This is a genomic window from Bradyrhizobium sp. B097 (assembly GCF_038957035.1).
GTDB lineage: Bacteria > Pseudomonadota > Alphaproteobacteria > Rhizobiales > Xanthobacteraceae > Bradyrhizobium.
On sequence record NZ_CP152412.1, the window covers coordinates 7,225,765 to 7,247,718 of the forward strand.

Annotated in this window: 20 protein-coding genes and 1 pseudogene; 7 read left to right on the forward strand and 14 right to left on the reverse strand. The window is 54.3% G+C overall.

The features are described from left to right. Positions 1 to 329: 329 nt before the first annotated feature. The 5 genes from AAFG07_RS33165 to AAFG07_RS33185 all read right to left on the reverse strand — a co-directional run bounded on the left by AAFG07_RS33165 (position 330) and on the right by AAFG07_RS33185 (position 6,957). Positions 330 to 1,610, reverse strand: coding sequence for a hypothetical protein (locus AAFG07_RS33165; RefSeq protein WP_342723907.1), 1,281 nt, complete (start codon positions 1,608 to 1,610; stop codon positions 330 to 332). Between the two features lie 63 nt (positions 1,611 to 1,673). Then, positions 1,674 to 2,519 carry a hypothetical protein gene (locus tag AAFG07_RS33170; RefSeq protein ID WP_342723908.1) on the reverse strand — a complete coding sequence of 282 codons (846 nt, stop codon included), beginning with the start codon at positions 2,517 to 2,519 and terminating at the stop codon, positions 1,674 to 1,676. After that, the gene (locus tag AAFG07_RS33175) at positions 2,516 to 3,250 is read right to left on the reverse strand and encodes an alpha/beta hydrolase (RefSeq protein ID WP_342723909.1); all 735 of its coding nucleotides are present in this window, start codon (positions 3,248 to 3,250) and stop codon (positions 2,516 to 2,518) included. Before AAFG07_RS33175 ends, AAFG07_RS33170 begins: the two co-directional genes overlap by 4 nt. 464 nt (positions 3,251 to 3,714) lie before the next feature. Then, entirely contained in the window at positions 3,715 to 6,048 is a 2,334-nt protein-coding gene (locus AAFG07_RS33180) for a caspase family protein (protein WP_342723910.1), read from the reverse strand. Between the two features lie 3 nt (positions 6,049 to 6,051). Then, positions 6,052 to 6,957 (reverse strand): hypothetical protein, encoded by a 906-nt coding sequence (locus tag AAFG07_RS33185; protein WP_342723911.1) that lies wholly within the window; start codon positions 6,955 to 6,957, stop codon positions 6,052 to 6,054. A 281-nt stretch (positions 6,958 to 7,238) separates the two neighbouring features. Between AAFG07_RS33185 and AAFG07_RS33190 the strand changes: the two genes are divergently transcribed. The 4 genes and pseudogenes from AAFG07_RS33190 to AAFG07_RS33205 all read left to right on the forward strand — a co-directional run bounded on the left by AAFG07_RS33190 (position 7,239) and on the right by AAFG07_RS33205 (position 11,266). After that, positions 7,239 to 7,838: a hypothetical protein gene (locus AAFG07_RS33190; RefSeq protein WP_342723912.1), complete on the forward strand. Its 600-nt coding sequence runs from the start codon at positions 7,239 to 7,241 to the stop codon at positions 7,836 to 7,838. A 69-nt stretch (positions 7,839 to 7,907) separates the two neighbouring features. After that, positions 7,908 to 8,859 (forward strand): annotated as a pseudogene (locus AAFG07_RS33195) (IS481 family transposase). Positions 8,860 to 8,994: 135 nt separating this feature from the next. Continuing rightward, positions 8,995 to 9,216, forward strand: coding sequence for a hypothetical protein (locus AAFG07_RS33200; protein WP_342723913.1), 222 nt, complete (start codon positions 8,995 to 8,997; stop codon positions 9,214 to 9,216). 1,618 nt (positions 9,217 to 10,834) lie between these two features. Beyond that, complete coding sequence (locus AAFG07_RS33205) at positions 10,835 to 11,266, forward strand: hypothetical protein (RefSeq protein ID WP_342723914.1); 432 nt, start codon at positions 10,835 to 10,837, stop codon at positions 11,264 to 11,266. A 604-nt stretch (positions 11,267 to 11,870) separates the two neighbouring features. Here AAFG07_RS33205 and AAFG07_RS33210 read toward each other — a convergent pair. The 6 genes from AAFG07_RS33210 to AAFG07_RS33235 all read right to left on the reverse strand — a co-directional run bounded on the left by AAFG07_RS33210 (position 11,871) and on the right by AAFG07_RS33235 (position 16,164). Beyond that, the gene (locus AAFG07_RS33210) at positions 11,871 to 12,161 is read right to left on the reverse strand and encodes a hypothetical protein (protein ID WP_342723915.1); all 291 of its coding nucleotides are present in this window, start codon (positions 12,159 to 12,161) and stop codon (positions 11,871 to 11,873) included. A gap of 249 nt (positions 12,162 to 12,410) precedes the next feature. Then, positions 12,411 to 13,427: a hypothetical protein gene (locus AAFG07_RS33215; RefSeq protein WP_342723916.1), complete on the reverse strand. Its 1,017-nt coding sequence runs from the start codon at positions 13,425 to 13,427 to the stop codon at positions 12,411 to 12,413. A gap of 274 nt (positions 13,428 to 13,701) precedes the next feature. Beyond that, a complete protein-coding gene (locus tag AAFG07_RS33220; RefSeq protein ID WP_342723917.1) occupies positions 13,702 to 14,442 on the reverse strand; it encodes a hypothetical protein in 741 nt (246 codons plus the stop codon). Between the two features lie 260 nt (positions 14,443 to 14,702). Continuing rightward, positions 14,703 to 15,083: a hypothetical protein gene (locus tag AAFG07_RS33225; RefSeq protein WP_342723918.1), complete on the reverse strand. Its 381-nt coding sequence runs from the start codon at positions 15,081 to 15,083 to the stop codon at positions 14,703 to 14,705. A 15-nt stretch (positions 15,084 to 15,098) separates the two neighbouring features. Beyond that, positions 15,099 to 15,350 (reverse strand): hypothetical protein, encoded by a 252-nt coding sequence (locus AAFG07_RS33230; RefSeq protein ID WP_342723919.1) that lies wholly within the window; start codon positions 15,348 to 15,350, stop codon positions 15,099 to 15,101. A gap of 1 nt (position 15,351) precedes the next feature. Continuing rightward, on the reverse strand, positions 15,352 to 16,164 hold the full coding sequence (locus AAFG07_RS33235) for a hypothetical protein (protein WP_342723920.1): 813 nt from the start codon (positions 16,162 to 16,164) through the stop codon (positions 15,352 to 15,354). Between the two features lie 156 nt (positions 16,165 to 16,320). On the opposite strand from AAFG07_RS33235, the gene AAFG07_RS33240 reads away from it, so the two are divergent. The 3 genes from AAFG07_RS33240 (at position 16,321) to AAFG07_RS33250 (ending at position 18,673) form a co-directional block, all read left to right on the forward strand. Further along, complete coding sequence (locus tag AAFG07_RS33240; protein WP_342723921.1) at positions 16,321 to 17,121, forward strand: lysozyme inhibitor LprI family protein; 801 nt, start codon at positions 16,321 to 16,323, stop codon at positions 17,119 to 17,121. A gap of 461 nt (positions 17,122 to 17,582) precedes the next feature. Beyond that, positions 17,583 to 17,978 carry a helix-turn-helix transcriptional regulator gene (locus AAFG07_RS33245; protein WP_342723922.1) on the forward strand — a complete coding sequence of 132 codons (396 nt, stop codon included), beginning with the start codon at positions 17,583 to 17,585 and terminating at the stop codon, positions 17,976 to 17,978. Positions 17,979 to 18,244: 266 nt separating this feature from the next. Further along, complete coding sequence (locus tag AAFG07_RS33250; protein ID WP_342723923.1) at positions 18,245 to 18,673, forward strand: hypothetical protein; 429 nt, start codon at positions 18,245 to 18,247, stop codon at positions 18,671 to 18,673. Positions 18,674 to 18,893: 220 nt separating this feature from the next. On the opposite strand, the gene AAFG07_RS33255 is transcribed toward AAFG07_RS33250, so the two are convergent. The 3 genes from AAFG07_RS33255 to AAFG07_RS33265 form a co-directional block, all read right to left on the reverse strand. Beyond that, complete coding sequence (locus AAFG07_RS33255) at positions 18,894 to 19,220, reverse strand: DUF3768 domain-containing protein (protein WP_342723924.1); 327 nt, start codon at positions 19,218 to 19,220, stop codon at positions 18,894 to 18,896. 65 nt (positions 19,221 to 19,285) lie between these two features. Further along, positions 19,286 to 19,804 carry a hypothetical protein gene (locus AAFG07_RS33260; protein ID WP_342723925.1) on the reverse strand — a complete coding sequence of 173 codons (519 nt, stop codon included), beginning with the start codon at positions 19,802 to 19,804 and terminating at the stop codon, positions 19,286 to 19,288. Positions 19,805 to 20,473: 669 nt separating this feature from the next. Then, positions 20,474 to 21,703 carry a hypothetical protein gene (locus AAFG07_RS33265; RefSeq protein ID WP_342723926.1) on the reverse strand — a complete coding sequence of 410 codons (1,230 nt, stop codon included), beginning with the start codon at positions 21,701 to 21,703 and terminating at the stop codon, positions 20,474 to 20,476. Positions 21,704 to 21,954 lie beyond the last annotated feature (251 nt).

Consider the following 21,954-nt stretch of genomic DNA (forward strand, 5'->3'; position numbering starts at 1 on the left):
CGCGTCTTCCAGTCAGCGAGGCGGCCAAAGCGGACTACAATACCTCGCGGTGAAACGCCTCGGTTGCGAGACGCAACAGACCGTGCCGCTGGACATCATCCGCCACCCGAAATCGACGCGATCCACGAGCTAGGACGAACCCACGTTCAGCGGAGCCAGATGCAGATTGGGAAGCTGCGGTTCTACCATTGAACTACGCCCGCAACGTCAATGACTTACTTGCAACCGGAGACTTCAATTTGCTCGCTTGTTGCTCGGCATCACCTATGTACGCTATGGGGCGAGTCGGCGTCAACAGCACAGAGCCCGCTCCGCCGCCCACTCTACGGTTAATCTCCAGAGCTTGCACCACTCGATGTGGCGGCAGTTTCCAGTCCGGGATGAACCATTCGATACCCATCAACATAGCTTTCGTACGGACCAGAGTAGCCGATCTCGTGAAATACGATCTGGGAAATGAGCTCCCGCACGAATACGACCTTAGACCAAAGCTTCCCCTGTCCGGCGCTCTCACCAGTATGAACGATATCGTTGCGGGCTCTTATTATTTCGACGACCGCGTCGTCGCTGAAGATCGCCTTCGACAAACCGTAATGGTCGCGAAGAGCCTGGATTTTCTGGGAGAGCGTCCGTCCGTTGAGACTTTTGACCTTGCCTTCAAAAATCTTTCGCGGCGTCTCCTCGAGCTCAGATATCGTGATCGCTTCGAGCAATTTTGCTCTAATGACCTCAAAATTATCTTTCGATACGACCGTCGTCAGAGACTTTGGGATAACGTGTTCAACCATCGCCTCGAGAGCGGTCATCGACATCAGAAAGCGCCCTTCGTCGAAGGAATTGTCGTTGTGAAGCCAACCAATGGCTGTCCATATCATATCGGGAAACGGTCTCGGATCGTCGAACCGCTTGGCTAGCGCCTCGATAAATGGCCCCTGGTTGAGATGATGGATAGGTGGCAGCCCTACCCCAAATCCATCTCCTTGGTAGTAAGTCACCTCCCAAAGACACCCGATGCGCAAATCCAGTCGCGGCGTTTGCAGGCGACTTCCGTGTGCAAAACCCAGTCCCCGATGCATGAACGTGAGAAAGTCATCGGCCCTTTCCACCCAACCCTCAAGCTTAGTCTCAGCCTCAGCCTGAACAATCACGTTTCCGGACATATCGTCGACAGCGACGTCCCTGGCATCGCCTAGCACCTCAACAAGCCCCAAAGATGTTTTCACCCTCGGATTCCGGAACGATTTGAAACCGCGGAACCACAACCTCATCCGCGGCGTCAGGACTGACTCGGCACAATGAATGACTATCTTCGCTTTCCGTGCCGCCACCTTCAGCACATTTCCGCTTGTCCCAAAATTGACGCCACGCACATCGACGCTGTCTGAGAAGAACGTTTCGTCCCTTGGACCAATTCCTTCGAGGACAAGCGCTTCTGAGAATGAACCAGGTTTGCCCATAGCGCCCTGGAGAGCGAGCAGAACCTGAGCCGGCAGAGGCTCGATTTCGATCTGGAGCCGGGAATCTTCACCGGCCCACGTTTCGAATTCGATTGGGAAACGCTGATCGGCGCGCACGATTGTCCCATTGAATTTTATTCGTTGCAACGTCACCCGTGACCTCCATCAATGCGCCACGCCTCACAGGAAGCATAGCAATTAAGTGGATGGCTATATTCACGGCAAAGAGTAGTATCCATAGCCCACGGGTATGTTTCGGCCGTCTTGGGAAGAAACCAGGTACACAGTCTTGCTAATATTGATGTAAGGAAAAACATCTACTCGAGTCGCGGCAATTAAGGAGTGATGGTAGATTTCGCGCGAGGGGGAGACGCGGTAGAGTTGCTTAAATCTTGGCATTATCAATATGCCATGTCTCCAATAGACGTCGTGCACTGTTCCTCGAATGAGGTTAGAGTCAGAGTCTGTAAGCGCGAATTCAGAGAATATTCGATGCTCCTCTGCCCCTGGGCTTTGACTCACATGTGTGAGCGACCCGCTTGCTTCGATGATGCGATAGAGTTGAGCTCCCCACTTGTCGATTGCTTGGGTTCGAAATCGCAGCTCTCCAACTGCGGATGTCTGTCCCGGCGCATCCACAAATTTGAATTCTATTCCGGAAGCTTGTAGCTCGCGGTTGATCTTGTCGAAGTACTCCTTCTTTCGTTGCTTCCAGTCAGGCGCTAGATTTAGCTTAGCGACATCGATGCTGGACATGCCTTCGATAGCTTGCTCTGTTCCAGAGTCGTCAAAGAACACGTTTACTTTCATTAGATCCGGGAAGAAATGTGAATAGTCCCTAAAGGCCGGCACGGAGCCAAACGCAAGCACAAGAACGAATGCCAGAAGTCGAATGATCCCCCTGTGAAAGTCATGCTCGATTGAGATCCAGTCGAGAAACGATATTCTCACTAGCCCTGCTTTTTCGAATACCGTCTGAGGGAAAAGAAGCAGTACGCAGCACACAAATACTGCAAGCACCGGCCAGTAAAGAGAAAGCAGGTCAGGCCATCGGCTCATCATGGATGGGCAGGTGTGATATTCGTTTTGTTCAAAAAGGCTATAATCAACTCGACAACCAAATCAGGGCACTCCTCTTGAGGCATGTGTCCGCATGCATCGAGCACGTGTAGTTCCGAGGTCGGGATATCGCGTGCTAGTCGCTCCCCATTCTGAAGCGGCACGATTTGATCATGGCGTCCCCAGATAAGGAGAGTAGGAATGGTAATTGTCTTTAGAGCGGGCAGGTATTTGCTTAGATGATCAGGATCGATTTCCCGCGCCATGCGCCGGACGGCATTCCGTGTTTGTGGACGTTCGAGCGTGTGGGAGTATGAGGCCACTTGCGAGTTCGTGATCTTGCTCGCGTCAAAATAGCACTGTTGTAGAACGGACAGAGCTTGCAGTCTTGTTGGCAGAAGCTCGGTCACAACTTGCGATAAAATCGGCGCTCGCAATGCCGCCACGAAAAGCGGAAATCGTTGAGGATAGCACATGCCATCCAAGATGCAGAGGCGTGCGACGCATTGCGAGAAATCTGTATCCCCCTGTATTAACGAAAGGAGTGCAATGCCGGCGCCGAACGAATGGGCAAAGAGAGTGACATTCCGGAGTTCTTTACCCATCACGAAATGTCGGATCAGCTTTGCTAGACTTTCAAGAGAGTAGTCGAACTCGGGGGCCGGCAACGAGTCGCCCACTCCCGGAAGGTCGAGGCTCAGGCAGGTGAGCCGTTGCGCCAAGCGGGCTACCATTGGCTCCCAGGTTTTCCTATTTGCCCCAATTCCGTGAATAAAGACAGCCGGAGTTCCACTTCCGGTGACGTCTACGGCGAGCCGATGGCCCAGCAAAGGATATTCGAAAGTACTAACCGTTGCTGGCGAGGGGTGGAGCATAATCGCAAAACGATTCAAGTAATGGCATTGATTAGTATATCTCTGTTATGCAATTTCTGGTAGAGGCTCCTCAGCTGCAGACTCAGTAGCTGAAGTGGCGAATCGATCTTCCGAAGTTGCGGCGGCTTTGAGCAACCACCAGCTGCTTGCGACTGCGCGATGACTTCGGAAAAGCTCATTAGCTCTCCGTATTGATTACAAACGATGCCGCTGCATTGGCCGCGCAGTCTTCGGCCCCCCGAGCCCTCAAGCACGTCTCGGCGCGGGGCAGCTCTCGCATGGCGAGCATCGCAAAGGTCCAGTAATCTCATTGCTCCCCAAGATTAGCAGGGTGTTTGCACGCCCGAAACAAGTGTAATCGTGATATCGATGTTACGAATTGCTTCCTTTGCGACGGGGACCACGCCGTTCTGAAATCGAACTTCTGGTCCGCCATATATACATCGGCGACGGTCAAGCGGAAATTTATCGATTGCAACTATTGCGTCATTTTCTCCTTTGAACGCCAATGTAACAGTCTGATCGCCTCGCTGAGTTCCTGAACCGTTATAGAAGCTGTATTTCAACGAATAGAAACTGCTTTGCGCCGAATCCGACTTCGCGCTTTGGCCCGTTAAGGACAATACAATGTTACTCAATCGTCCCACGGTATTGCCTTGACCGTCGCGCGCACTAACATCGGAAACACGAATAATTTCGCTCGCGGTATCAAGATTTTTCGCCGTGGTGTCGTCATGTGCGAAGATCAAGCGACTGCCAAGCCAGATCTCAAACGAACCTTGGCTCGTCTTCGGCTGATAGCTAGGCAGGTATACGAGATGAGCCGGAAGCTTTGCATTATCCGCAACTACGCCCAGAATCTTTTCAGCCGCAGGTTTGTCGTCTTCAAAGAAATAACGGATTTCCGTGTCTGGGTGAGATGCAACAGGTTGGACCTCTATGCTTTCCGCAACGACAAAATCGCCAGTTGATGCGAGGCCAGAATTGATGGTCTGCGCAAGCTTCACCTGCGAGCCGTCCGCCACTTGCATGAAAACTCTGTTGGTGGATTTCTCCTGAACAAGGTTCTGACAGATATAGACCGACAGATAATTAGGATATTTTGGGTTCAGTGCATCAGCAGCTTGAATACGAATAGGCACGATCGAACTAGACTGAAGCACCTCCGCCCACTTTTTGTTACTCGGCAACGAGGACGAATATTCCAGGACAATCGAGTCCGGATCAAACGATCGTTTGCTGCTCGAGCCCAACGGGATCGGTTTTACGGCAACCCTGCTCACCATCGCGTTTTCGATCAGCGGATTGATTTTGGCGGTGGTTGCGATTGAAGACGCTACCTCGGATGCCCTCACCCAGCGCGCCTGCGCCAAAGAATCACCACTGCACCAGAAAACGTCTACGGCAAGCTGCGTCACAGTTGCCGGATCCTTTACAATCTTGCCCAAACTCAAAGGCGATTGGTCCAGCAAAATTTGAGACTTCCGCATCTCAGGCAATTCAATAGAAAGATTTGACTGAGCAAACCGAACCTGTACGACCGAGCTACGGGTGGCTGGTTGATCTAGAGCGATGTCGCCGGTCCGCAAAGCCACCTTGGTCGGCGCGGCAGTCCCTTTTAGATCTAACCACCCCTCTTTGATGGCTGGTAACTCTAACCAACCATCTTTGACGGCTGGACTAGGACTGGGATCAGGTTGCGACGCTTCATCGATGCATCCCGCAAAACACCGCGGTGGAGGACGAAAGAATCCTCGACGATCAGGGCGTTGCTCGCGCGCAGTATACCGAGTTTGATCATGAACTTGCGCCATCGTCTCATTAAGAATCTGGTCGATGGTGATGCTCGGGCGAATTTTATGGGTCAGCGCGTCCGCGTAGGGACTGACTGAGCCAAATCCATCTGCGGCCAAATCACCATTCGAGGTCGAGAACGCAGTCACAATCCCATCTGGAGGATTATCAGGCACCCTGAGCGCAGTAACAAGCCAATCTGGATTTGCCTGCACATTCACTGATCGGATTCGTTGCACAAGTCGTCGATTGAGCTCATCGAGAAGTGGATTTTCTCGACACGCATCGAGAACAATCAGGACCGCATTGTTATAGGTTTCCCCGATTCTTCCTAGCAGATACCAGTTCACATCGATTGCATCATTTCCAAAAAGCGTAGCGTTGGCAGATCGAAGATACGTATCCACCGCGTGACCAACGTCCGGACGGGCATCAGTTCCAAATATGTAGTTCTTCTTCGCGACCTCGATGCCATGCCCCGAGAAGTAGAATACCGCCGTCGCCTCGTCCGATTGCTGAAGCCTATCGAGGAACGACTCGATTTCGGTGGCCAACTGCGGCTTCGTAAGATCGCACTTTACCGTAATGTCCTCATCCTTCCAGCCAACACGCTCAAGCTGCGCGCCGACCGCCATTACGTCGCTACACGCGTTATGCAGATCCGGAAGCGATGGATCGCCATTGACTGGCAAGCTGGACGCTGGTTGAGACGGACCGTAAGTGTCGTTTCCAATCAATAACGCAAAGCGAGGACGCGCCGGCACTGTGGCGCTCGCGGCACAACATGCAAGCAAAGTAAGCACGGCAGCCGTCGCAAGCGCCTTCAGAGCAAACGGCTCACGCACACAAACCATGCCAATCATCTCTTAATCCGTTGTCTCACCGTTGAACTGTTCGAGGTTCGGTGCCAGCTCCTTTTCGAGCTCCACATTTAGTTTGGTATCGATAAAGCCTCTGGGTTGCCCAGCAAATCGCGACTCCAAAACGCCCCGAACTCGAGTCGTAATTCGAGATATCGCCTGCGTCGTGGTCCAGGCCGACGGTGACCACAGCTCCCCGCCGTCCAGCAGGGCCTTGTTGCTGCTCCGGATCACGCCGCAGTCGCGAGCTCGCCCGGCGAGGGGTTGGTCTGGACATTTACCATCGAAATAGGCGAAACGATCCGCAAAACCTGCATCAGGCTTGCCTTTGCCTTGAGCCGAAAAGTAGTGAAATCCAATCACGCTCGGAGAGTAGTTCGGGGTTTCATTCGAATTCGCGTCCAGGAAACTTATAAGGACAACCGCGTGTCCGCTGCCCGATGTCCTGTTCAAGTTAACAAAGTCGTATGGCTTCAATTCCGAAAAGCCTTTCTCCTTCCCTAGCCCAAGCTTTTCCAAGGCATGTCCCGTCCCTCGAGAGCCAGTGCCGTCGTACATAAAAATGTTCGCCCGTATCGAAGTCAGATTGCCTCTTGTCCAGCTGGTTAGGGGCAATTTCTGAAACGGACTCTGATCGTTCGCGCTCGCGGCGTAACGGTTCAGGGTTTCAATAATGATTTCCGACACGCCCGCAACACACATGGTCACTGGCGGATCGGTCGCTCTGACGCAGCAGTCACTTCCATACTTCAAATCGCGCGTGAAGGCCTTGTGCAGATCGTACCCGCCACGCGATCGATGCTGACGGAAATCGTCGACCACCTCTTTCACAATCGAATTGAGAGTAGGCGTTTGCGCCGAAGCAGCGCCCGGAATTGCACAGAGGAATAAGAAAGCGATTAGCAATCTCATTGGACATGTCACTTTGTTGAAAACAATAATAGGACAATAGACAATTACAATTGCGCGAAACTACCGCAAGATCAACCCTAAAGTAGTGCAGAAGAGTTGGCCCCGCTGCGAGCCGGTCGGAAACTCGTAAAATCGAGCCGGGCTCGCACCCCTAAGAAATAGCGGCAGCGTACGTATCGTACCAAGCCGTGTTTTTTCCGCATATAGCTCGACGGCGACGGACGGCAGCACCGAAATTCACTCCCCAATTCGGCACTGTTGAGCCTCAACAAGAGGACATCATGAGGGTACTCAAATTGCTTTCCGCTCCTGTACGGAGCATAGCAAACTTTCCGCTCTTTCAGCTTCTCATCGTCATTGCCATCATATTATGGCTGCAGGCTGCTGACGATACTTCGTTGGCCGGCCAACTTTTCAGTGGCCTCGATCGGCTCGTAGACCTGTCAGTTCAACTGTCCTCAAAGCTCCTCACCGTAAAGTCTTTCACAAGAGCGTGGCTTACTTCTGGATTCATGATCGCGTATGTCTATCTGGTCTGCTTGTTAATCCTCGTTGCTTTGCGCGCCTTGATCACCGCTGCTGCGGATATAGTAGGACGGTGGAACGTCCTTTGGTTGAGGAGCGCGATTGCACGCGAGCGGGGCGTTCGGGCTTACCGAGCTTGGCTCCCGCTGGAACGGATTCGTCCGGCCGACGTCCCGCAAAACATTTGGGAAGAAAGGTTTGCATGGCCTGCGAGCGATAAGCCGCCATACCCTCCCCTCCCTCAACGTATTATTCAAGGTATCGCCGTTTACTTAGTCGTAGTCGTCGTGGTGTTTGTTGCGCTGGAGATCTTCATTCCACCAGTGGCTGCTTGGCTAGTTTTAAGCTTTCAATAGGTTGTCCATTCGGTCCCGGTCGGGGAAGCTGAAGTTGTCGAAGCTTTAGCGAACCACGAGAGAAACCGAATGGACATCCATGAGAATGCCCGGCTTACGCCGCGAGGTCGAGAGCGCATTGTTCAGCTGGTGCGGAGCGGGCAGACGCCGAAGGCCGCCGCACATGCCGTAGGCGTTTGCCCGCGGACAATACGGAAGTGGACCGATCGATATCTGCGCGAGGGCCTGCAGGGGCTGCGTGACCGCTCCTCGCGGCCGCATCGCCCGCGCAACCCGACGCCCCAGGCGGTGATCGACCGGATCGAGGCCCTGCGGCGCCAGCGCATGACCGGCCGGCGGATCGCGACGGAGGTCGGGGTGTCAGCAGCGACGGTGAGCCGGGTGCTGAAGCGCCTCGGCCTGAGCAAACTCAAGGCACTGGAGCCGGCCGAGCCGGTGCGCCGTTACGAGCGCGAGAATCCCGGCGAGCTCATCCATATCGACATCAAGAAGCTCGGCAGGTTCGTAAGACCCGGCCACCGCATCACCGGCGATCGCCAGAAGGGCGAAAGCCGTGGTGCCGGCCACGAGTTCGTTCACGTCGCCATCGACGACGCATCGCGCCTGGCATTCTCCCAGATCAGGCGCGACCAGAAGAAGGAGAGCGCCATCGCCTTCCTCAGAGACGCCATCGCCCACTATCGCAGCCTCGGCATCAAGATCACCGGCATCATGACCGACAATGGCTCATGCTATCGTGCCAAGGCCTTCATCAGGACGTGCAGGAAGCTCGGCCTCAGGCACATCTTCACCAGGCCTTACAGACCACAGACAAACGGCAAGGCCGAGCGCTTCATCCAGACAGCGTTGCGTGAGTGGGCCTATGCCCGCGCCTATGACACCTCAGACCAGCGCGCCAAAGACCTGCCGATCTGGCTTCATAACTACAACTGGCATCGCCCCACACGGCAGCCTGGAAGCCAAACCACCCATCAGCCGCCTCCGTCTCCCGGAGAACGACCTATTGAGATTCCACAGCTAGTGCACCTAGTCCAGGTGCCATTCGGCTAAGCAGCTCTCCGGCCTACCTTCCTCTCAGTTTCGCAGTCCCCGATACGCACGCGACGAGCAGGATCGCCAGCCAGCAAAGTCAAATCTGTGCTATAATACTTTCCGTATGACAACGAAGACGCTAGAACTCGCAATAGCAAAGGCCTCTGCACTCCCTGAGGCGGCTCAAGAGAAGATCGGTCACGAACTTCTTGAGAACGTCGAGATGCTGACCCGTCTGCGCACGGATGTGGAGATCGGCATCCGCGAACTGGATGCCGGGCTGGGAGAAGACCTCCATATGCCAGATGTTATCAAGCAAGCGCGCGACATGTATGGCCGCAGCTAGACGGCTCTCCTGGTCCCCCGCTTCCCGCCGCGACTTATTTGACATCTACCGCTACTTTACCGAGGTCGCTTCGCACGAGGTTGCGGAACGCTTGCTTCTCGAAATCGACGAGGCCACAAGAACAGTTAAACACGAGCCATTCATGGGCCCTGCTCGCGATGAGATACTTCCAGGACTTCGCGCGACGTTTGCGCACCCCTATGTTGCCCTTTATCGAGTGACACCGAATGAAATCGAGATCGCCCGCATAGTTCACGAAAGACGCGCCCCTCTTTCGCGCGATGACGTGTGATTCAATTGCTCGAAACCGCGATCGCCAAGTTGACGGATTTGCCGTGCGGGCCATCTGCGACCGGGCTCAGCAGTCCTTCGGAAAGCGCTCAACTTTGTGACATCCTTTTTGATCGAAGAAAGTGCAAGATGGTTTCGAAATCCGCCAGCTCCTTAGACGGGCGGCACAACCTCAGTTGCGAGGCCCGCGAGGCGCAGCCATGTGCAACCATGTTCTGGTTGCACATTCAGCTATCTGCACGTATGTTTTCTCCGCCCGCTAGCTGGTTCCTCAAACCATGGGCGTCGACGCTCTTCATGGAGTGTTCGATGAACATGTTGAGAAGGCTGGTAACGAAGAAGGAGCTGAAATCGATTTACGGTATTCCCTACTCTCCCGCGCATATTGCCCGCCTTGAGAAGGTCGGGAAGTTTCCCATCCGGATTAATCTCGGCACTTGCAGGGTGGCATGGTTCGCGGACGAGGTGGAAGCCTGGATCGCTTCACGTCCTCGCGCTGCATAAATCGCAGACACTTTCTGAAGGGTATTTTTTGGGGCGGCGGGGTTCGAAACTCGCCGCCCAATTTTTCGGTCTCGGAATAGACGAGTGGGAACTCGGGTCAGTATTCCGAAAGGTCGTTCAGAAACGATTGTGCGTCGCCTAAAGAGCGCGCCTCCAACAGTCCGCGAAGCCGTTCGGCTGGCGTGCGACGGAAATGCGGCCGGCGCGCCGAAGAAACCGGCAAAGCGACGGCAAAGCACGCCGCTATACCGTATAGCGAAGCACGGAGCGCGACTTCGCTATGTATTTCAACATCTTCCGCAGACCGGCCATCGAGCATTGCGCCCCGACTCCTATTATTCTTACTTGATCTCTCTTCTCGCGCGCGCCGCGTCCCGCGGACGCGCGCTCGACGAACTATTCCAACGATCAAGCTGAACACTACAAACTAAAGAATCATCAAGAGCTCTGGCACGGCACGTCAACCACAGAAAACTAATCTAAAGTTAGACAGCGGCTTTTGTCTGTTCGATCCGTACAAAGATCGTGCGGAGAACGATCGTTGCAGCGCTAATCGTTCGAGCGCCTCGGAGCGTCAAGCGGCGGACTAAAGGCCCGGCATTTTAAGCGCCAACCACTGACCTCAAGCAACAAGCTTGAAATTTTACAATGCGACTTGCACGGGCACACCGGCTGCGCCACACTTTTCTTTTTATATCTCTGGAGAACGGGATGTTTTTGATTTTGCGGCGCGACCAGCGCAGAAGCTTGACCGGCAAGGTAATCTTTAAGCTTTTCTTCGCCACGCAATTTAACGACGTACAATTCAGTCGCTTGGCGCCTCATGTATCTGCTGGAGAACCCCACGTTCGAGCGGATGTTTTCCAACCCAAAATCCAAGCTCGATCTCTTTACCGAGCTTCAATCCTCCAAAGTTATTCTTATCAACACCGACAAGGATCTCCTCAAAGAGAAGCGGACCGAAATGTTCGGCCGCTTCTTCATCGCCATGCTCGTTCAAAGCGCACAGGAACGCGCTTCGCTCGCCCGAGAAGAGCGCAAGGCGACATTCTGCTACATCGACGAGTGCCACGACTACATTGCGAACGACGCGAATATTACCACCCTGCTCGATCAAGCTCGCAAGATGAACATCGGAGTCATTCTTGCTAACCAGCGCTGCGCCCAGGTCTCTCCCAACGTGCTCGATGCCCTGTGCAACGTGGCAATTAAGCAGGCACGCGCTCTCAGCGACAGCGATGCGCATAGACCCTGATGTCAGGAAGATTCTGGAAGGCAAAATTTCCTCACTGAATCAGGCACCACAGAACCTGATTCTTGAGCGATTACTCGACGCCCTAGGTCTTTCAATCAGCGACGTCGAGACGAAGTCGTGGAAGCACCGCAATATGTCAGCGCACGGCGGAATATCCGATAGTCCCACTGACGCAATCCTTAACAGCAAGATACTCAAAATCCTATTTCACCGAATGCTCGCCGGCATAACACAGTGCAGCGACCGGTATATTGATTATTACAATTTACGGCACCCTATACGGATGCTTTCAGAACCAATTCCCGGACGCTAACAGTTCAGGTATATTCTCCGACCATTTCTGTTGGAAGCCCATCGCACCTACCATGGCGCAGCCTACAGCCTACGCGTCGTCGAGTTCCGGCTTGAGCTTGCCATCGATGTTCACCACGTCAAACACATACCGGGCCTGAGCCACTTGAACAGCCCGCCCTGTGATTCCAGGGCATGATTAATAATAGCGGTTCATACTCGTTGCGCCATTGCCGCCCGAATCTTTTCCAATCGGACTCCGGCTAGAAAAAATGAGTTTGAGCTCAATCAAAACTCATGTCGGGTGTTCGCGCTAGGGGAAAAGGGCTAGGAGCTGGAATATCGCGGACAGAAAGGCGGCAGCTCCGGCCGCCGCGCTCAGGCGCGACTGCTCTGCAAATGTCGCCTTTACCGCCGCGTCATTGGTAATCTGATCGGCCCTCTGCTGCAGGACCTTTAGGTCCAGAACAAATGGCTCGTTGGAGTGGTAGGTGAGGTTGAGTGGCACTTTGGCCGACCAAATCCACAGCGCACCCGATACAAGCGCGAGACCAATGGATAACCACTGAAGAATAGAAACTAGATGCGCGGCTAGAAAGCTCATAAAGCACCTCCGCAAAAGCCCGCTTCGGTTCGACGTTAGCCTACGTTGAGGGTGCCGAGGTATTTCCCCGGTCCGGTCATTTCCTCGTCATCCAGGTGCGAAACTTCGTATGTGTCGTCGGACGCAAAGATATGCACCTTGCCGGTCTCGCATTCGAAAGTGATGTCGCCGGCCGAGTTTTGCGTAAGCGTCTCGTATCCGCCGTGGTCATGCAGGTGACGGGACGGCGCAGTCTAGAAATCCTCATCATCAATAGTCACACCACGCAGCCCCGAGCGAAGCGAATTCCTGCCACTTGGATAGATCGCCGAGCCACTCGCCCTTTGGTCCCATCCACCGCATGCAAATCTTTGGCAAGCCCTTCGAAAGCGTCTCCCAACGCTCGGTTGGCACCGGCGTGGCCGTCCTTTCCTCCCAACGCATGCGCGCGAGGAAGCCCAGGTCTTTGTAGGACGCCACATCCGTCAGGAGAATCTTCTTTGTGCCCGGTGCGAACCACCGATCTTGAAGTCCGACCTTGTCAGGGCATAAGCGCGCGGGAGATATGGTCGGGACAAAGAACTCAATGTACACGTAATCACAGATCTTAAATTCCGGCTGGTCCGGTGTGGTCCCATAGTTGCACTTGAGCCATGTTGCGCGATCAAGCTTGGGGTTCGATCGCATCGCGTCGCTCCTGAGCAGCAGGCCCTGCCTGTTTTCCGTATCAAATCGCGCTGCGTCGAGCGTGGCGTCGCATGATCCCTTTACGAAACGCTGTTGAGGGACAGCTGTTGTCGTTGCGTTATTCCAGAGGAAATTGTTGACCTCCTTGTACACGGAGTATTCGTGCCATTGCCCCGGCGCGGCAATGTTGCGCGCCGTTTCCTTGAGAAAGATGCCGGCAGAAACCAGAGGTATCGGTGGCTTGTCCTCGTGAAAGTGAACATCGCTCAGATTGAAAAACTCGAGTCCGACCGGCTGCTGGTGATCGCAGGGTCTTTCCTCGCCGAACCGCAGATTGTCGCCATCCGGCTGGTAGAGCTCCTTGTTCTCCGTTTCTATCACATGGCACTTGTGTTCAGGTCGTACAATCTCGGGAAGATTATTTGGATTGATTGCGAACAGGCTTAGAGCCCCGAGCAGTACAAGAAGAGTGATTGCCGGGTGGTTTTTGAGAAAGTGCTTCGTCTGGATTCTGACCAGGCGGTAGCGCGCGACGACACCTCTGGCTTTCGGCCATCTCGCAAGCAGGCCCGCCAAATACTCAATCAGCTTTTCCAGCATCTTCGACCAACAATCCTCTTTCCGGCGCGACCGGACGTCTGAGGCCCATTCAACCTTGACGATAATATAAGCAGGATGGCACAAGGAGAGCGTTTCGCAACCATCCTTTGCGGCTACAGCCGATGCCTAACGTAGTGTCAATATTCGGAATATCTTCCATCGGCCTCTGGACGCGCCGTCCGCTTGAATGGCTTGAGCACCGTCATCTCAACCTCCAGTTCATCAGCGCCGGATCGTCCGGCCGACCTAACAACCAAACATTGGAGCAGGCCGCTTATGTTGAACGCGCAATCGTTCGCAGGAAATACGCTTTGTGCGCCTCAGAATAAAACGTGTTTGAATTGGATGTTTCAGCGAAGATCTTGTTGGTCACGTAGACCGACATCGACGATCCGTTCGTATCTACCACCATACAGTTGGCTTGGTTATTTGTAATGAATGGAAGCTTGCGCGAATTCCAGGCACCGTAAGCAAGATACCCGTTATTGGCGTTGCCAAAAACTGTCAGTGCTGGATTGACGATATCGAGAAACTCATAGGACCGATCAGATTTTCTCCCATGATGTGGGGCGAGCAACAGATCTACGTCGCGAACTTCGTCCTCGTGGTTATCCAGTATGTGCTTCCACGTCTTATCGTGAGAATCGCCAGCAAGTAGAATTCGGCCCGCATTCGAACGGTAGAGTGTCACGTAGGATGAATCGTTGAAGTCATCGCACTCATTGCCGGCCTGGATCAACTCCTTGGTAGGTGCGTGTATCTGTAATCCATCGCCTCCCCCAGTACCGTTCTCACCCTGATTGTAGTATTTTCCTTTCGCGCCAGCGTACAGCACCAGTCGCTTTGGATCTGACGAGGAGTCTTGACCGCGCAGATTTTTGTAAAAGAGCCAGTCTTCCTCGTCATGTGGACCGCCGTCCCCAAACTCATCTTTCTCGCAGGTGTTTGCCGTATCCCAAAAATTTGTAGGGCTGAACGTCTCAAAGAAATCCTTGATGCCCCCAATGTGATCCATATCCGGGTGAGTCAACACGAAACGAAATACGCTACTAATATTGAACTGCTTTAAATACTCGATCGGATTTTCCGGATAAGCCTTCTGATTGAAGTTTCCACGAACAGCGTCTGCTTTTGCGAGTTCCTATCGTTCTGCCGGCTCCACAATAGACGCGTTGTAAACGTCGACGACGGTTACGTGCCCAGATGGATGCTGAATAACGGAGCAATCTCCGTTGCGCACATTAAGAAAGTGAAAAACTCCCATAGCTTTTCTTTTCAAATGGCTTTCAAAGCAAGCACGGTATTTACAAACCTGACGCCATAGTTTCGGGCCGCCAGCCCACTAAGGAGGAACTGGAGCAGGAGCGCCGCCACATAAATCAGCTCGGTCTTATACGTCTGCATCGCAAAGGCACCAATCCCACCGAATACGATTAGCAGCATAACCGCCATGCCGGTGTAGTCCCGCGTCAGTAGAAAAAGTCGATGCACATGCAATACGCGCTGGTCATTCTCCACCGACTTGTAGAGTTTGTACCAGAGTGCATTTTGCTCGCTCGGCTTTGTCGGGAACGGCCCTATCTTCGATTTCAGAACCGCAACATCAATGCGCGGATCAAGATGAACATACTTCGAGAATGCGCGGCTTCCCGGCAAAGGATCGCGCCAGCGTCAGAACACCAGCCTCACCTTGGTTTGAACATCAAGCAGACCATTAATCACGCCAATGAGTACGCCCCCCAACCCAGCAGGTATGAGGGCCTGCCAGTGTTTAAGAGCCTCCTGATAGTCTGCCGCTAGAACATGATCCGTTTTCAGCGCAACCGCAAAGATCGCCACGTTGACCACTAGGATGGTGACCAGCGACGGGGTGTTCTGGTCTTTCAGCGACTTCTCTTTGGATCGTTTGGTTTTCTCGCTCATCTTATTCTTCTTGCTCATCCGGATAGGCCTTATTCCGAACCGTGTTCCAACCTCTTTGCGGCGCATTGTTAAACACGGAAAACGCGCCATCCTCCGTCGTCCAGATGAGAGCGCCCCGATGCCGCATCGCGCGCAATACCGCCTTTCTTGGATGATCCTCGTCTTCCGTTGCGGCGCTGATCATGGCTGTGAAGCGCTCTTCACCGTCGGGTAACATCGAAGCTAGTCGTGGTCCGAGCCATCGATCCAAGAGATCAGTTGACACATTTCGCCGGCCACCGTGATGCGGCACCTGGAAGCGATCTACGCCTGGGAGAAATAACCCTGCTTGCGGCGCATACTCTGCCGCCTCAGTTAGCGCGCCTCGCCCCGCATCACCTGTCAACACAATCTTCTGCCCATTCAGGTACGCGAATTGCACTACGCTCATTTCGTTTTCAACACTCGTTTCCTCGTCAGAGAACCGCTCACTCCCCCACCCGGCTTTGATGAAGTTAATGAGCGGCTTGGCCAAGTTGAGTAACTCAGAAAGAATGCCAGCAATCGCCGCAGTCGGCTGCGGCGTCTTTTCGGACGAGATAACGAGCTGTAGATAGCGAGCGCGCGACGGGGCAAGCACTCGGAACGGGCCGATGAAGGCCCCTTGCAACGGCTCTCCGATTGGAATCCCTTTGCGCGTTGCAATCTCTTCGAGAGAAGCGATGTAAACCAAACCGCCAAGAAGCAGCGCTTGCGAGCCAGCGAATTCTCGACTGGAAGATCGCCTTGCAGCTGGGGCGCATAGAACGAGATGCCCATCGCTCACGAAGTGCATGCTGCACTTCGTATCGTGCGCTCCGCTTGACGGCTCTCCATCCCTTTGCGCATCCGATAAGTCACGAGCAGATCCGCGCGCGGACGAAGCCTCAAAGCTCTTGCGCAATCATTGAGTACGAGACGGCTACCCAGCGAGCCATAAGGATATTATTCAATGCGGCTGATTGGCACTATCGCTGTACTCTTCTTCCTCTCTCCCCCGGAGGTGGTAGCCCAACAACCGCAATCATACAAACTCGGACTTGTCTGTAGCAGTGTAGATCAGGAGTATCCCCTGGGTCATTGGGTTTGCAACGACGCCGAAGCTGCGCAACTATCCAAACAGCTGAACGCGGCTTACCATGCAGCACAAATGAAGACTGACCAAGCTGGGCGAGATCAACTCCAGCAAGCGAACGCCGCCTGGCTAAGCGAGATCGATCAACGATGTGAACAGGACCGCAGCAAGAGCTGCGTCACAAACGCGCTCAAGGCGCGTCTCAAGGAATTCGGGATAGCTACACCGTCGACCACCCCCGTAGCGGAAAATGTGCCGCCAACGACCAACAGAGTCGACGTGTTTGCCTTCTGCAGGGCAGCGACGACTCTGGATACCCCTCAAAGCGTGCTGCTGGACGCGACCAGCGAGGTAGCGCTAGCCGCAGCCTCGACTACAAATACTTATGTTTGGCGCTGCATGGATGGTGAGGTCTGGGCCTGTGGTTCTGGCGCGAGCGGCAGCGCGTGCCAAACAATGAGCTCAAGTATGACACCTTCAAAGGCTATATTCGCGTTCTGTGCGCGAACGCCGAATGCCGATTTCGTCCCAATGTCGGTCATTGGCAACTCGCCTGCATCGTGCAAATGCGTGGGATTTAGGCCGCAGGTTCTACAGGCGATGCAGCTCGATAAACGTCACTTCATGACGGACTCTTGGATCAGGGTAGAGCAATCAACTCCTGCCTCGTCCAAGTAAGCCGTTGCGGCCCCACATTCACTGCGCTCTCGCAAAGCGAATTGAATGAATTCCGAGTTATCGACCGCCCTCGGCACATCCCTGCTTCAATGTGCATTTCAAGCCGAAGCAAACAAGCCTCGCCGCATATGATTGACTAATACGACGCCGACGGACGTCCTGACCAGCCAACCCACACCAACAAGAGGGCGCAAACCCGTGACCCGTGGTAGTTGTAGTTCGGTCAATATTCTGCAAATGTGGAGCAGTGTCGAGAAGGCTTGGCGCGATCCGTTTAGATTATCGACGGAGTCGATATCACGAGTGCTTCCCGACTACCAAATGCGCTTGGATGCCATCCCGCGATTTCTCTGTTTAGAGATTCGCACTGACGATCCACTCGAGCTTAACGCTGTACATTATCAACGTGTCCCTAACCTGACCGGGCGAGGGATTCTAAATTTGAAGGACGGGTCATAAGAATGAACAGATCAGCAGCAAAGAAGATGAAGCAGCGCAGTGCCGGCAGGCCGGACATTGAGTTGGGCAAACGGATTCGCCTGCGCCGTGTCGAGCAGAAGATTTCGCAGGCGGAGCTCGGCGACAGGCTGGGCGTCAGCTTTCAGCAAGTTCAGAAGTACGAGAAGGGCGTCAACCGCGTCGGCGCCGCCCGCCTTCAGCAGATCGCCAACACGCTAGATGTGCCGATCACGTTCTTCTACGACGGCGACAACAAGGCCCGCGAAGTCGAGAGCTTGTTGTTCCTCGACAGCGCGTTCAGCCTCCGGTTGCTGCGCGCCTACAGCAAGATCAAGGATCAAACCGTGCAGCGCCAGCTGGTGTCGCTGATGGAATCGATCGTCGGCAATGAGGATTGACTGACGCGAGTCAGAACCCTTTTGATAGGACTGGCCTGAGCCGCTCGTTTCATCCAACGATGGGAAAGAGTGCTGCTTATAGTGCGTCCATGCGAGGTCGGTGATGCGATGGGGCCGGCGTAACGTCCTCGGCATGGCATGTTTCCTGCTCCTGCTACGAACCAAGAGCGCCGCGTTGTCGCGTTCCGTCGGCGTCCAGCCATAGACAGTCTTGAGTTGCTGGCGGGACCGTCGGTCTCGAGACTCAAATCAAAGAATGCAAATACATGATCAAACAGCGCCGCCCTGTGAAGGCGAAGGAATCAATCGACCCGGTTTTCAAAGCGATCGCGCGCCACCGGCAGGTGTCAAAGGACTATGATGACGCTGGCGCTATATGGGCACAATTTATCTCAGGTCCCGAATACGAGGGCGTTGGGAAGATTGTCGACAAAAAGAGTGCGCCTCTAGAACGGCAAACAAAGGTCCTCATGCGTTCAAAGCCGACCACCATGGCGGGCGCCATCGCTCTCACCGGCTACGTCGCTGGTTTGCGGTTGTGGCAGATGCCTAATGAGGAAGATTGGTATAAAGACTTTCTGGGCAGGCTGGCGGAAGTTCTGGGTAAACTTGCGAGCGAAGGGGCCGTTCGACAAGTGAAGGATCATCGGGCGACTGAACGGCAAACGCGCTGCGCTGACTTTTGTGCCGCCTGAGTGTTGTTGATACTGCTATACAAAACGGGAGCCTCGTTGTAACGAGGCTCCCGCGTGGTCGCACTGGTGGGAGCACAGAAGCCCATGCAGAAGCGCTTCCATGGCAAGCCTCCAGACGTAGCCCGCGAACAGCGATTGCCTTGCCAAAGCGGGAATCTGCTCGCGTCGCGATGGCTGGCGATCACGTTCCCTGCTTGCGCAGAGCTCCGACACGCACTGCTCAGTATTCGCTTGCGAGCATCAATGTGAGCACACGGGTCGTCTTGGCGGGATCTTCGGAGCCGGACTCACACGTTGGACCGTAGTATTCAATCTTCCAAAAGAACTTTCGCAAACACAATTCGAAGCTTCCGAAGTCGCGCTCTCCGTGCGGATCGTTGTTCGACGAGAAATCACAGAACTCGGTCACTTTCAGTATCACCGCCGCCACGACCATGGACGGAAGGCTACTTACGCCGGGCGTCATCAGTACTTGCCCGCCGGACAGTGTTTTTCGGAAGGCGTCGTTGAGTGCGGCGATCTTCTCTGACGTTTCAATCTCAGACATGCACTTCTCCTCGCTACCAGCTCCGAGGAATTCGGCGCTGGATCGCAAGGAGAAGCGCGAAACGCTCACGCGACTTCGCGCCGGCTCTCGCCCACCTCTCGAAAGAACGTCAGCGCAAGCGCCGCAGCATCAAAGAGTCCCATGCGGTCATCTTCACTCATCCAGGGTTTCCGCCGCGGCGGCACGTATCGCTCGAATGCCGGAATTCTCTTCGCGATCGCTTCAGCAATCGAATGCTTCGTGACCTGTCCTAGGTCTGCAAAGGTCACATGAACCCGCTCTCGCGTGAAGACACAGACCGGAATATCATTGCAGTCTGCAAGCTCAAAGAATGCAGCATTAAGCGCGGAAGTGCGCTGTGAGCGGCGAGTGCCGGTCCAGGACGTGTCCTGCAAGACAACACAGTCCGGACGACAACGCTCTATAAGTGCAGTCGCAGCTTTGATGCATCGACGGTTCTTGTTCGGTTCGCTGCGCCGGATTACACCCCAATCAAGGGGCGCGAGCGCCCCTTCAAACAAGGCAAATGCGAAGCCGTGCCGCGTGATGTATATAGCCATAATGAGATCGTAACGCTTCAACATATGATACGTTTTTGCTTATTCTTCCTTTTCTCCACTCGTTCAAACATCGCTTCAAGGCAATCCAGCTTAGCCGGAGTTGCTTTCAACGATACGCCCTGCAGGCGCTCGTACAGATCGTTCCCACGTAAGAGTATCGCTCCCTCAGTCTCGGCAAAGAGCGCTGGGAACAATTCAATTACCTCTGTGCCAAAGAGGATGTAGAGCGCGAGCATCTCCGTAAGGGTTGGCTCTCGCGCTCCCCTTTCAAGGTCCGAGAGGCGGTTTCGGCCTTTGCATCCGATGAGGTACGCAAGTTCGGCCTGGCTCAACGCAAACCGCAGGCGATATGAACGGAGATATCTTTTTCTAATTTTCATAATTGTATGCCGACATCGACCGATCGGCATACTCGCTATCTTCGCCTGTCGCTTGTTTTCCCCAGAGAGGTCAGAATGCATCGTTTGGATGCAGCATTGAAATATATAAACGGTCCTTACAAGCGACCAGACGATCGCGGTGAATCACCGAAAGACCGATCCGGGGACGTGGGGACGTAGCAAATGGTAATGTCACGCCGATCGTCGTTCGCTGTATCGACCTTACAGCGCAACAGTCGTCCAGCAAAAAGACGTCCACTAAGACGTCCCCCGTGTCCCCACGTCCCCCAATTGTAAACCGGAAGGAGCACCGCTAAGCCCGCTGTACGCCATAGCGATCGCAAAGTTGCCTGATGCGCTCCCTCTCAATCTCCGGGACCACGTAGATGCCGTGACTTTTGTGCGTCTTAATGTGCAGTCGCCGCCGCAGAATGCCGCCGGTCCAGCGGTTCGTGATGGGGCGATCGTACTCGGTACCAAAACGTCCTATAAACGCGGTGGCAATAAAGGCGATAGAGATTGTCATGCGTTCGGTGTCCAGCACCTCGCTGGCCAATATCTCCAACACCTGCGCTTCTGTCTGCAGTCCCCGCTCTGCAACGATACTTTCCTGGGTGTTGAGCGCGAGCAGACGAAGCTCGTCTCGAAGCGTTGGGTCCTTGACGATACTCAACAGCGGCAGAAGAATTTGATTAGAGCGAGGTTGGAGCTTTACGTCGGCAAGCGACGGATCGATTGCAGTATCAAACCTGCGATGGAATCGGAACAACAAGAGTTTGTTGCGCAGCTCCCGAGCCTCCTCGTGCATCTCATCCGGCAGGTTGATCGGCACGTCACTACGAAGCGGGCGCCCGCCCATGTCTTCGGTGAGGAAACGGCTCTCTAGGGCTTTGTCTTCGTAGATTCCGCGCGTCGCAACTATTTTGGGGCCAAAGACCTGGAATGCGCGCGGATTGAACTCACGCTGCCGGTCGATCATGGTACGCAAAACTGGCAAGCCGCGGACGTTGCCGTTATTCAGTATTTTCGTGATCTCAGCCCGCTCATCGCTGAACCGAAAATCCGCCTCATCGAATATCATAGTTCCACGAAATGCGTCGAGCGTGTGGAAGAGCGGTGAAACAGTGGATGCACCGCTCGCGAAGAACGGCTTGTAGCAGATCGAGCCGATGACGAGGAGCGCACGAGTCTTCCCTGTCCCGAAATCACCGCGCAAGCGCAGGTACGGTAGCTCGGCGAAGGCATCGTACAACCAGGAGAGAAGGACGTAGTAAGTGGCGAGATGCTCAAACGTTGGAGAAAGGTCGACATAGCGGTGGATGAACTGCCGTATCTCAGAGACAAGACGCTCTTCGGTATCGTAGATGCGGGGTTCCGAAGGCAGCAGAACGACATTGTTCTTGATGAGGTTGTTCTCGGGTGAGAAAGGAATGAGGCGCCGAACTGCGGCAAGATCGACATGCGGCAGGAGTGTCCAGTGGGCCGCGCTGTAGAGTGCCAGCAACGTTTTACGTTCTTTGGGCTGATACACCAGCTCGATCATTGAGCCGTCGTCGAGACACTCGGATACGGTCGGCGTCCCCTTTCCTGGTCTTGTTGTTTGCTCCCGACGCTCTCCTTCCATTGCGTGCACTATATGGCAACACAGACCCTTCACCGAGAGGGTCGCATGCATCACATCGATGCAGCTTTCCTTTCCCGATGTCGAGTTTAGGCGGCTTTGATCCACTACCGAAGACAGCCGTACTCCGGGGGCCCGATGACGGCAGAGCTGACCGATGTCCGCTCTACCCC